The organism is Paenibacillus chondroitinus NBRC 15376 (assembly GCF_004000765.1).
In the GTDB taxonomy this organism is placed as follows: domain Bacteria; phylum Bacillota; class Bacilli; order Paenibacillales; family NBRC-103111; genus Paenibacillus_E; species Paenibacillus_E chondroitinus.
In genome coordinates this window covers 280,327-292,286 of the sequence record NZ_BILW01000001.1, presented here as the reverse complement: position 1 = coordinate 292,286, position 11,960 = coordinate 280,327, and the positions used below count along the sequence as shown (strand labels likewise).

10 protein-coding genes are annotated in these 11,960 nt (G+C 45.1%); 1 reads left to right on the top strand and 9 read right to left on the bottom strand.

All coding sequences use genetic code 11. The annotated features are described in order from the left end of the window. Positions 1 to 98 precede the first annotated feature (98 nt). The gene (locus PCH02S_RS01145) at positions 99 to 1,013 is read left to right on the top strand and encodes an AraC family transcriptional regulator (RefSeq protein ID WP_127449233.1); all 915 of its coding nucleotides are present in this window, start codon (positions 99 to 101) and stop codon (positions 1,011 to 1,013) included. Between the two features lie 329 nt (positions 1,014 to 1,342). Here the strand turns inward: PCH02S_RS01145 and PCH02S_RS01140 are convergent, their stop codons facing one another. The 9 genes from PCH02S_RS01140 to PCH02S_RS01100 all read right to left on the bottom strand — a co-directional run bounded on the left by PCH02S_RS01140 (position 1,343) and on the right by PCH02S_RS01100 (position 11,859). Then, positions 1,343 to 1,669: a hypothetical protein gene (locus PCH02S_RS01140; protein ID WP_127449230.1), complete on the bottom strand. Its 327-nt coding sequence runs from the start codon at positions 1,667 to 1,669 to the stop codon at positions 1,343 to 1,345. Between the two features lie 20 nt (positions 1,670 to 1,689). Beyond that, positions 1,690 to 2,388, bottom strand: a complete 699-nt coding sequence (locus PCH02S_RS01135) for a pirin family protein (RefSeq protein WP_127449228.1) — start codon at positions 2,386 to 2,388, stop codon at positions 1,690 to 1,692. A 27-nt stretch (positions 2,389 to 2,415) separates the two neighbouring features. Beyond that, the gene (locus PCH02S_RS01130) at positions 2,416 to 2,829 is read right to left on the bottom strand and encodes a DoxX family protein (protein ID WP_127449227.1); all 414 of its coding nucleotides are present in this window, start codon (positions 2,827 to 2,829) and stop codon (positions 2,416 to 2,418) included. 109 nt (positions 2,830 to 2,938) lie between these two features. Beyond that, entirely contained in the window at positions 2,939 to 3,829 is an 891-nt protein-coding gene (locus PCH02S_RS01125; RefSeq protein WP_127449225.1) for a GDSL-type esterase/lipase family protein, read from the bottom strand. 93 nt (positions 3,830 to 3,922) lie between these two features. Further along, a complete protein-coding gene (locus tag PCH02S_RS01120) occupies positions 3,923 to 5,605 on the bottom strand; it encodes an extracellular solute-binding protein (RefSeq protein ID WP_407670010.1) in 1,683 nt (560 codons plus the stop codon). A 117-nt stretch (positions 5,606 to 5,722) separates the two neighbouring features. Then, on the bottom strand, positions 5,723 to 6,619 hold the full coding sequence (locus tag PCH02S_RS01115; RefSeq protein WP_127449224.1) for a carbohydrate ABC transporter permease: 897 nt from the start codon (positions 6,617 to 6,619) through the stop codon (positions 5,723 to 5,725). Between the two features lie 18 nt (positions 6,620 to 6,637). After that, positions 6,638 to 7,534 (bottom strand): ABC transporter permease, encoded by an 897-nt coding sequence (locus PCH02S_RS01110; RefSeq protein WP_307719917.1) that lies wholly within the window; start codon positions 7,532 to 7,534, stop codon positions 6,638 to 6,640. 232 nt (positions 7,535 to 7,766) lie between these two features. Then, positions 7,767 to 10,073: a helix-turn-helix domain-containing protein gene (locus tag PCH02S_RS01105; protein WP_127449220.1), complete on the bottom strand. Its 2,307-nt coding sequence runs from the start codon at positions 10,071 to 10,073 to the stop codon at positions 7,767 to 7,769. Between the two features lie 193 nt (positions 10,074 to 10,266). Further along, positions 10,267 to 11,859 carry an ATP-binding protein gene (locus PCH02S_RS01100; protein ID WP_127449218.1) on the bottom strand — a complete coding sequence of 531 codons (1,593 nt, stop codon included), beginning with the start codon at positions 11,857 to 11,859 and terminating at the stop codon, positions 10,267 to 10,269. Between the last annotated feature and the right edge of the window lie 101 nt (positions 11,860 to 11,960).

Here is an 11,960-nt window from a genome sequence, read left to right as displayed (position 1 = left end):
TGCTCCATTACCTATCTTCATCGTACCAAAAAAAAAGCGAATAATGTGTAGCCCTCTTATGATAAAATGTTGTTAGATTACGATGAGGAGTTTTCGATATGAAGCTAATGAACTACATGAATTTAAATGTTCATCCGGTGCAGCTATCGTTTTTCAAAAATAGAACGCATGAGTTTGAGGAAATCTTTCACGCTCACCAGGGGATGGAACTTCTTATCGTCCATGAAGGCAGAGGCATCGCCATAATTGAGCAACAAATCGTTGAAATGACGCCGGGGGCTATCTTTTGCTTTCGACCGTTTCAACTGCATCGTCTTCGTATGTATAACCTTCCGCAGGAGAGTTATGTCCGCTCGCTTTTCGTGCTCGAGCCGGCGGTCCTGGAGGCAGCGCTTGCTGCCTTTCCTTCGCTGCAAGAATTTCTGCGCAAATTGTGGAAAGATCCGTTATCTCCGCAATCATTCCAGTGTTCGGATCTTACGGCGCTCGAACAATTATTCCGCCTCTATGCGCCTAGAATCGAAGCTGCTATTGATCAAGGCACAGAAAGGCTGCTTGAAGAACAGCTGCTTTTCCTCACGGCATTTATCCACCAAGTGCGCACAGGGTTTGAGACAACAATCACCTCTCAAACAGACCTTACGCAGGTGCATCCGCGCAAAAGCTCAACAACGGCTGAACGCATGCTCTCTTGGATCGAAGAGAATTACAGCAAGCCGTTCAAGCTGGAAGACCTAGCACAGGCCGTTCATCTTACTCCGAACCACGTGTCTGCAACCTTCCGGCAATCGATCGGCAGTACGATTACCGAGTACTTGACCGCCAGACGCATTCGTCAGGCTTGCTGGCTGCTCAAAACAACCGACATGTCTGTTCAAGACATTGGGGAAGCCGTCGGGCTCGGCAATTTTTCCTACTTTTGCCAGCTGTTCAAAAAGCATGTCGGCTATACGCCTTACACGTTTAAAGGCATGCATCGCTACGAGGATATTGCTTCATTAATTCAAGAGTAGCCGGCTCTTTGAACGCTATCGGAATGGTTCCAGTGGATGAAATCCAATGAAACCATCGTTTTGGAGGCTTTATTACCTATCCTATTGGATGAATTCCAATGAGATACGTTAATCGCGGCGCTAAAGCACCGGAAATGGCAGTTAGCTTGGATTTCGTCCAATGAGATGAGCGATTTAGGTGCCCCATCGGGGGTTTAGTTGGATTTTGTCCACTACGATCAACATTTTCAAATGACAATTAGGGTTCTCTTGATACATCAAAAAAGCTGTCACCAAAGCAGAAAATTCTACCTTTGCGACAGCTTCTTCTATATATATGGTTATCACTTTCACATATCAAACTCATCAGGCACATATTCGATGCGGGACTGTGCCCTGATCGTCAACTGCTCAAGACCGTCTTCATATTCTACTGGTCCCTCTTTGACGTAAAACCAAATCTTCCGTGTCGGTTGATCTTCAAACTCCTGAAAAAGAAAAACATTAAGCTCATTTTTCCATCTCAGCAATTCCTCGATAGCTGCGCTCTTCAGCGTAGATACCGTAATCCGCCAGCCTTCGCCATCCGGAAGGACATCATAACGAAGCACATCTGTTTCCGAATGAACAAAAGTACGGCCTCCGACGGCATGTTTAACAATGAGTACTTCTTTCATCACATACCTCCTTGGTTCCGTTATGGCAGGTCGATCAGCATGAAAAAGGCATCTTTCTCTGCCTCAACCACGAGATTGGATTCAGATTCAATGCGTGCAGTATCTCCTGCTCTGAGCTGTTTTCCGCTAACCGTAATTTGCCCCTCAATGGCAAACATAAACATTCGGCGCCCTTCCTTCTGCTCAAAAGACAGCGTCCTTCCTTGATCAAGCCGACTTAAGTAAAGCGTCAAGTCTTGATTGATCATCACCGCTTGCTCGGATCCTTCCGGCGTCACTACGGGCAGCAGCGCGTTTCGCAGTTGTTCGGCGTCGTAGCGGCGAGTTTCGTACGTCGGAAACAGCCCGAGCTCTCTCGGCTCAAACCAAAGCTGCAGAAACCGGGTCGACTCTGTTTTGGATGCGTTAAACTCCGCATGCACGATCCCTGTGCCAGCGCTCATCCGCTGCACTTCGCCTGCAGAAGTAATCTCCGAGTTGCCGAGATTATCTGAGTGTTGAACTGCTCCTTCAAGCACAATCGTAACAATTTCCATATCACTGTGAGGATGAGCGCCAAATCCTCTCCCCGGCGCTACAACATCATCGTTACATACACGCATAACCCCAAATTCCGTATTATTCGGGTCATAAAACTCTCCGAAAGAGAAACTTAATCGGCTTTGAAGCCATCCTGCATTGACTTGATAACGGTTCTCTGCCTCATAAATCTGAATCATAGGATCCCTCCGTTTTAAAGTTAACACTTACAACGCTGATGATTGGCCTTTTTTAAAGAGCGAATCTATGGCAAGCCGTTGGCTTCCGTTGATTAGCAAATAAACAGCCATACCGATTAAAGCGAGATCAAGCTCGTATCCTGCCATTTGCCCATTTCCAAGAAAACCGACAGCCAGCTTCACTTTGAACGTCGCAATCAGCAGGATAATTGCCAATATTGCGGACACAATACGTGTACCTAGTCCTAGAATCAGAGCAATCCCGCCTACCAATTCGATGGTTGCCACGACATAGGCCAAAGATCCGGGAATGCCAATGCTTTCGAACCAACCTGCAATATTGCCGATACCTCCTTGGAATTTGGCAACACCATGTGATAAAAAGATAATTCCGAGCAGTACTCTTAATAGTAATGCCCCCAATTGCTGATAATTCTTCACTTCAAAAACTTCCCCTTTCAATGCTAACTTTTTTAAAGTATTGAACTTTATGTTCGTATAATATCGTCATAAACTTACTTTTGTCAAGCAACTAAATAAAACCACCCCTCTAAGAAATAGAAAAATGGTTCTTAATTTGCTCCGCCAGCTTATCGCCCTCTTGCAATGCCTCTTCCAGAGGTAAAGCTGTTGCTTTGTTCGGATTGGAATGTCCGATGTGTTCTTTCCAAGCTGCACTTAGCACTTTTTGGCGCTGCCAAACAAGCTGAAAGAAAGTTGAGCTCTCCGGTTGCCCGACGAACGGTGGAGTTGCTTTACAACGCACTTCAAATAAATGACGGAGAAGCGTTTCGGCGATGACCCAATGGCCGTCAGCGTGTGGATGAATTCCGTCTCCTGAGCGGTAGTCAGGATCGTTCATTCGCGCGTTTTCCCTGGCTTGGAGCAGCGGATCATAAATATTCACCACTTCATCAGCGATCCCTTCCTGCCAAAGCAGCCAGCGCGCATATGTTTTGAGTACATCGTTGTAATGTTCATAGGGAGTTAAGTAGCTGTATGCTTGTTCATGATGGCCATCAGCCAGAAGTGTTTCTTGTCTAATTGCGGATGAATCAAATGCCGGAGGCGTCATCACGATCGCCTTGGCACCGCTTGAATGCACGATCCGGACGGCTTCAAGCAGCCCTTTTTGATAAGCCAGAAATCTTTCCTGGGAAAAAGGTGAATAGATCCCGTCATTCATGCCGTAACCTAATACGACCCAATCGGGCTTAGTTATTAGCAGAGCACGTTCAATCCGTTCATGGACACAAGGCCGCGGAAATGGATGATCCCCCTCTGTTAAACCTGAAGCTGTCTCACTAGGCACACCAATGTTGATCAATGTGAACCCCTGCCCAGGGAAGTGTTGTAACAAGATTGCCTCCAAAAAGGCAATAAACGTTCCTTCAGCTGTTATACTATCTCCCAGGAAAAGGATTCTCTTATCTTTCGTCATTTAAGATTCCTCCAAGCTGCTCATGTCGTCATCAAAAAAGGAGGCTATCCGACAGGTCATTCCCGACCTATACCGACAGCCCCACTCTACGTCTTATTTTTTAATTGCTGCCGTATCGTACGCTTTTTGAAGAATTTCAAGATATCTTCCGAGCTTCAGATTGTCGAGCCCTTTCACATACGCATCCCAATCTTTGTTCAAATCTTTGTTCCCCGTAATAAACTGGAGCGCGCTTTGCTCAATATAGTTCTTGATGTTGGTTTGAAGAATGCTCGCCTCATCGGTCAGCGCCGGATCGATCCAAATCGCCCACATCGGGAACAGCTCTTTTGGTTCATGCCCTTGGTACAGCAGTGTCGCGTCATACAATCTGCGTTCGTAATTGGCGGAATCGTAAACATCCGTGCCTTGCACGATGCTGTCGCGATATTCTTTCGGCTGGTAAAAATGGCCCATGCCGCTCCATCCCGCGTTGCGAGGCGGCTGCCCATCAATCGCTGGAATCGTCGCGATTTGAGGTGTAACCCCTTTACCCAACGCCACCTCGCCTTCTTTCGGCTTTCTCCAGTCAATGCCTTCCATACCGGATGCCGCATTCGTTTGACCTTCCATCGTGAACATGTAATCGACCATTTTAATTAAAGTAACTTGTGCTTCTTGGCTCGCTTTATTCGTGATGACAAACTTCGCCCCAGGAATCAAGCCGCCTCCATCATGTGTGGACAATGAACCGTGAGGTCCTGTAAGTGGCGGAACCGGGTTATAATCCCCTGAGTTTTTATTGCCTTTATCAATATTAACGAAGATCGCTGGATGCATGCCCGCGCCTGCGCCAAGAATCTGCCCTGAACCGTTCTCCCCAATTTTCTTAAAAGCTTCCGCATTTTGAGTAAACGCACCAGGATCGATCAAACCCTCGTCGTATAAGGATTTAATATACGTAAGGCCTTCTTTCCACTCCGGTTTATTCGCTACAGTATCCGCTTTCTCGTTAACCAGATTCAAATAATTCCGGTCGTCATCATAGATGAAGCCGTTCATCAGGAACGGGATCACACGTACGCCAAAGTCTTCGGTTGAACCGCTAAGTGGCACCTCATCCGCCTTGCCGTTGCCATTCGGATCATTTTTTTTGAAAGCTTGCAGCACTTTCCTGAAATCTTCCGTTGTTTTCGGCATCTGCAGGTTCAATTTTTTCAGCCAGCTTGTGTTAATCCACATTTTGTTCGGGTAAGAACAGTGAAAGCATTGCGTATAGGAACCAAGTCCATAGATCTTACCGTCTGGCGCTGTAATAAAGCTTTTGAACGTGGCATCCTTCTCCATGGCCGCTTTGATGTTAGGCGCATATTGGTTAATCAAATCATTAAGCGGCAGCAAGACGCCTTGTTTACCGAACTTCAGAAGATCCGCTTGTGAGAACTGATCAATATAGGCCGTTAACATATACGCTTCCGGATAATCACCGCTCGCTAACGAGATTTGGCGCTTTTCTTTGGCGCCGTCATAGGGAATCACATCGAACTTGAACTTCGCATTAAATTTACTTTCCAAATGTTTCGTGAACAGATTCGTATTCAAATCAATATCGTTCGCCTGCTGCGCAAAAACGCTGATTTGTATAGGTTTGCCGGTTTGCCCAGCACTTGGCGAGACTGTATCTGTAGTAGGTTTTGACGATGACGATGGCGATGCCTCTTGTGTACTCGTGCATGCGGCAACAACCAAACTGCACATGATAATAAAAATCAAAACGCTGACCGATCTTCTTTTCAATGAAATCCGCTCCCTTTACTGATTTGAAAAGCTGACTTATAGGTTGATCTATAACCTGCAAGTTCTCGTCGATCACCCCTTTCAATTCTTCAGTTCCCCGCCATATCCCTTTTTCCGTTACCCTTTCACAGATCCCACTAACATTCCTTGTACAAAATAGCGCTGTACAAACGGGTAGATAATAAGTACTGGAATCGTCGCAACAACAATCAGCGAGTATTTCAGGAGTTCTGCCAGCTGCTGTCTTTCAACCAGTTTCAGGGCATCCGTCGCATTCGAGCTGTTATTCAGAATAATAATGCTCCGCAAAATAAGCTGCAGCGGGAACAGCTGGGCGGTTTTGAGATAAATAAGCGCATCGAAGTAAGCATTCCACTGACCCACCGCATACATGAGGAATAAAACAGCGATGATGGGTTTTGATAAAGGGATCACGACACTCCACATGAATCTGAGGTCACTGCAGCCATCCAGCTCACTGGAGTCAATAAGTTCATCAGGTATTGATGTTTGAAAGAAGGTTCGGGCGATGATAACTTGCCAGACCCAGATGGCATTGGGAATTATTAAAGCCCATCTGGTATCGATGAGGCCCATCTGTTTCACAACTAAATAAGTTGGAATAAGTCCGCCGGTAAATAACAACGTGAAGGTGACTAACATCATGAGGACGTTTCGGCCCTTAAATGTTTTACGTGATAGCGGATATGCGATCATGATCGTAAGCGCTACTGAGATCAAGGTCCCTGCCGCCGTATAAAACAAAGAGTTCGCATAGCCGGTAATGATTTTCGGATTGTCCATGAGCTGGGCGTAACCCTTCAAAGAAAACTCCACCGGCCATAACCACACACGCCCCGACGTCACAGCCGCCGGTGAGCTGAACGAGGAGCTTACAATATAAATCAGCGGATATAAAACGATCACTAACAGAAGAATCAGGATTACATAGAGGCAAATTACAAATATTTTATCACCCGCTGATTCTCGGATCGTTGTTTTCACAGTGTTCATCGCAGGGTTCCTCCATTCTCACCAAATACTCGTATTCGAGAGCCGCTTCGCAACCCGATTAACGAATACGAGCAGAATTAAGTTGATACAGGAATTAAATAAACCTACCGCCGTAGCAAAGCTATAGTTCGCGTTTAATAAGCCGATTTGATACACGTAAGTTGCTATTATTTCTGAATTTATTTTGTTCAGCGGGTTTTGCAGCAAATAAATTTTTTCAAATCCTAATGACATGACACTGCCTACATTCAAAATAAAAATGATCGTGATCGTCGGCAGAATGCCCGGCAAATCAATATGGCGGATTTTCTGAAACCGCGACGCTCCGTCCACTTTGGCTGCTTCATACAGCGAAGGATCGACACCGGCCAGCGCAGCCAGAAAAATAACGGCGGAATAACCGGCGGTCTGCCAAATATCCGACCACACGTAGATCGAACGGAACATCCCTGGTTGCCCGAGAAAATTAATCGAATCCATCCCGAAATAATTCATGGCCACATTCACAAAACCCAGTCGAGGGGCTAGAAACAGCATGATGATGGAAACCATGACAACGGTGGAAATAAAATAAGGGGCAAATGAAACTAGTTGTACGAACCGTTTAAACTTGCCATTACGTATTTCATTCAGCGCCAGCGCCAATAGAATAGGAATCGGGAAGCCGGCGAAAAGCAAATAACCGCTGATAAGCAGCGTGTTTTTAATCAAGGTCCAGAAGATCGGATTCTCGAAAAACAGCTCAAAATGCTTAAATCCTACCCATGGGCTTCCCCAAATCCCTTTGGTCACGTTGTAATCCTTAAAGGCAAGGACGGCATTCAACATTGGATAATATTTGAAAATAAGAAAAAATAAAGATGGTGGAATCACGATCAGATACAGCTGCCAATGTTTGATAAGACTCTTTTTCACATGCTCCCTCCTACAATCCGATAAAATGTGATAGCGCTTTCTATATGGCTGATTATAGGTGGTTGCCACGGCCATCGTATAGGTACATTTGCGTCAAATTCCGAACATAAAGCCCGAATCAGGCCGGGCATTTGCCTAATTAAACGGCCATTTCCCCCCTCCGTTTATGCAGTCAAAAAAGAGGCTATTTCCCATCACTCATGAAAATGATGGAAAAATAGCCTCTTGCATATTATTCCTCGACAGATTGTCGGAACGAGCTTGGCGAAACGCCCATTACACGCTTAAATGCCCGGCGGAAAGAATGCGAACTGTTATAGCCGACATGCGAAGCAATTTCGTCGACGTTGTATTGGTTTCTTTTCAGAAGACTCGCCGCGTGATCCATTCTTACTTTCTCCAGTTGGTCGGATAAATTCGTCCCCGTCACCTCTTTATACAGCTGGGAGATGTACTTCTCCGGCCTTTCGACATGTTCTGCAATCCGGTATAAGTTAAGGTCCGGATCTGCATACCTGGCGGCGATAAATTCATTTATTTGTTTCACTGTTCGAGAGTGAGCATCGTTCTTTTTACTCGTAATCAGGCCGCACATGTCCGCAATAATCCCATTTATTTCTTGGGAAATAATTTCAATGGATTCGCTGGTCACGATAGCAATGATCCGATTTTTGATTTTCTCGAATGATGTGGACTCCATAATCGCCTTTTGGTCGAGCAGCTTGAGCAGCGTTCCCTTCAACTCCCCGATGAACTGGTGCTTCATCTCCATAGAAAGCTCGCGATTTTCCGTGTTTTGCTCAATCATGGAACGGACGATACGCCTTGCTTCCTCTTCATCGCCTGCTCTAATTGTGCTGATTAATCGCAGTTCCAAGTCGATCGGATAATAATACGTATTGCTCTCAATTCGTGTATCTCCTAACCATACGACTCCTTTTTTGTTCATATAAATAGCGTTTTCCAAGGCCTGCCTTGCTTGCTCGTAGGATCGGCTAACCTCCATAACAGAGTTAAAGGGGTCGCTTAACCCTGCCGTTATCGTAATGCGATACTCGCCAAAAGCCAGATTGACCAGCCTGTTCACGAGCTGCTCAACCTCATCTTTATTGACTTCCTCCACAGCTTCTGAATCCCCGGAGGTAAAGAGGAGAACTACGCGATCCGAACCCAAATCGGTCATATGAACAAAGATGCGACTTTCATCTTCGATCACAATTTGCTTCAGAATCAATCGGGCAGCGCTCAGCTCGTTCAGAATTTCAACGCTTTCCATATCTGAGTACCCGTTGATTTGCAAAATACCGGTATAGCCGGTGTTAAAGCTAACACCCGTGCCCACCTGAGCAGCCGCAGACATGATCTCTTCCCTGGTTTGAAACTCGCCTGCAATCAATCGCTTATAGAAAGCATCCCGAATCAAGGGAAGCTGTCGTTTGAGCTCAGATTCTAGGTGCTTGCTATTCATCAAAATATTGGATATATTCCCCTGTATAAAATCATATTCATTACGTGCCAGCGCCGCTTCCTTGCCAAAATGCTCTTTCATAACCTGAAGCAGCCGAGTAATTGGAAGCGTATTGCGGTAAGAAAGCAAGTAGCCAACAAGAAGGCCAATCAGCAGCGCGACACCAGTCACCGACCAGGTAATGTATTTGATCTTATTCGCATTTTCCATCAAAACATGTCTTGGAATCCCCGTGCTGTAAACCCAACCTGTTGTTTTGGAGCTAATCTTGATCACGAGATCATCTTTATAAAATTGGCTGACGGACGTTTTATCAAACTTTGGATCCACCGAGAGCTGCTCAATCTCCGGCTGGGTAATTCCCTGCAGGCTAATGGTGTGCCCTTGCGCATCACTGATGTACATCCAGCTGCCCGCTTCATTCCGCAAGCCCGATAACACGCTGTTGATCGTTTTTTCATCTATAATCGTAACCACGGTTGCCGGGGAAGAATCACTAAAGCTATCTAATGGAAGCGATTGCATGTAAGTAATTACGGAGGTTTGGTTCCCACCTGTAACGAAAGGACTTAGCGGCAATATTTCACTGCTGTGCGTTTTATCTAAAATCGTCTTTTTCCATTCATCAAATGAAAGATTGTTGTAATGCGAAGCCTCATAATAATGTTCCGGTCGAAAATAAGCATTGCCAGGCGTTACAAGCACATTAAAGTTGGTGAAATAAATAAAAAAGTGCTTCAAAAAATCATTAGTCTGACTATAAGCCTTAATATCCCTTGAGATTTTCCAAATCCCAAAAACATTCGTTTTCTGATCCACTACGCTTTCATTTAACAGCACACTTAAATCTTGATTCAGAGCCAACTGCCTGGTGAAACTTTTCACCTCAGCCATTCTGCGTTCCAATATTTCCTGACTCTTCTGCAGCTGTGTCATATTATTCTCAATGGAAATGGACTGCGTGACAGCAATGGAGGTGCGGTAGGACATATACCCCGCAATGCTAGGAATGATTAAAATAAGAATGTAGGAAAAAAGAAACTTACGAAACACGCCTGAGAACTTGGGCACTGATAACTCCCCCTTCTATGAGAGCGCTTACTCCACAACTCATTATATAAAATCAGAACATTATCGCCTAGGGTACAATTAGGGAGATGACCATACATATTTCCCTTTTCATGCACACATAGGGTCGTATCACGGAAACAAAAAACTCACTTCAACGTGAAGTGAGCGTGCCAATTTCTCGGTTATCGAGCCGTCATTCTAAAGGTAACGTAACCTCAAACCGTGTCCCGTAGCCTTTGCGAGAGGTTGCCGTTATGGTTCCTTTATGATTCTCAATAATTCGGTAACAAATCGATAAGCCGAGTCCTACTCCATTCTCTTTGGTTGTAAAAAAGGGGTTCAGAATTTGATCCAATTCTTCCTTGGTCATACCAATGCCATTATCTTCAATGCTGATTTTGAAGTTTTGATTGTCATGCGCCAATTCTGCGCACAGCTGAATGATGCCATTTTTCCCTATTGATTCGATAGCATTTTGGAGAAGGTTAATGAGGACTTGTTTGATTTGAGAAGGGTCAATCATGGCCACCAATAGGGCGTTATCTGTTATCGCCGTAATCGATGTGTTTTTTAGAATAGCCTGACTATCCATAAATCGTACAATGTCTTTCAGAAATTCCTGCATGTTCACAGCTTTTCGTTCCGGTGTGCTAGGCTTGGCCATCACGACAAAATCGGATACAAGCTGCTTCATGCTTTCAAGCTCTGTTTCGATTAAATGCACGTAACTCCATAGTTTGGTAGGATCGTTGGACTGCTTACTCAGCTGAAAAAAACCAATGATGGCCGTAAGAGGATTCCTGATCTCATGCGCTAAACCTGCCGCCAGCTTGCCGATGGCCGAGAACTTCTCCGAATTAATCCACTGCCGCTCCAGATTCACACGATCGGTAATATCGCGAAACTGTGCGAAGGCACCCAGCAGTTCGCCATGCTCATTCAGGATGGGCAGCACATCAAAGAGACACACACTCTCTTGATCCAAGGAATAGCGGAAAGTAAGCTCAATATTCTCACTTTGCTTGCGATACTTCAGCGCTTGATAGAAGTAGCTGCCAAAATGTTCAAAAGGAAAGACCGGCGTGCCTGTCACACTCTTCCGGTTTCTTCCCGTAATTTTCTCCGCATATGCATTAAATTCGGTGATGATCCCCCGTTCATCCGTCATAATGATCCCATTGCGCATATTATTCACCACAAGCTGCTGAATCAGGTTCTGATTATGATTAACGAGGCGCAGCGACAGTTCCCGTTCGATAGAATCTACCATGTTCGCTAGCAAAGCTAGATACGTAGGATGGTGATGCTCAACGGACGTCATGATGGAAATGGCACCTGATAAGTTGTGGAAATTGGAAAAGTGGAAGGGAACGCAATAACAGGCGCTATCCTCCAACATCATATGATAATGCTCTTTCCCAACAATCTGAATCGGTTTCTGTTCAAGGAGCGCAAGCGCTACCACATTGGTCCCCATAAATTCTTCATCACACTTGATGCCTTCTTGAATGCCCAACCGATTGATGGTCGTCTTCATGGTCTCATCGCCATAATTATCCAGGATATAACCTGTATCATTCGTTACGACTATGAGATGAGGTGTCCCTGACAAGAAGGCTAATAATTTTTCTGCAAAATAATTAGTTACCACTAGAATCTTTCGATACTTATGCTTCTCTTCTTGAAGCTGTTTGGCCGTCAATTGAAAACCTGGTAGAGGTATCTTGGTAGGGTCCAAACCTTGCTGCAAGCACCTTTGGCGGGATTCTTCGATCCATAGTTCCATATGATTCTCCTCATTTTTCACTCATCATTCGGTACGGCATTGATTCAGATCTTGATTTCAATCCTGTTTTAGAAAATTATACCATAGTTCTCTGTTCAATA

What these genes read in the sequence shown, in the direction of transcription:
- PCH02S_RS01145 (WP_127449233.1), top strand. Translation starts at nt 99, where the DNA reads ATGAAGCTAATGAACTACATGAATTTAAATGTTCATCCGGTGCAGCTA.
- PCH02S_RS01140 (WP_127449230.1), bottom strand. Translation starts at nt 1,669, where the DNA reads ATGAAAGAAGTACTCATTGTTAAACATGCCGTCGGAGGCCGTACTTTT.
- PCH02S_RS01135 (WP_127449228.1), bottom strand. Translation starts at nt 2,388, where the DNA reads ATGATTCAGATTTATGAGGCAGAGAACCGTTATCAAGTCAATGCAGGA.
- PCH02S_RS01125 (WP_127449225.1), bottom strand. Translation starts at nt 3,829, where the DNA reads ATGACGAAAGATAAGAGAATCCTTTTCCTGGGAGATAGTATAACAGCT.
- PCH02S_RS01115 (WP_127449224.1), bottom strand. Translation starts at nt 6,619, where the DNA reads ATGAACACTGTGAAAACAACGATCCGAGAATCAGCGGGTGATAAAATA.
- PCH02S_RS01100 (WP_127449218.1), bottom strand. Translation starts at nt 11,859, where the DNA reads ATGGAACTATGGATCGAAGAATCCCGCCAAAGGTGCTTGCAGCAAGGT.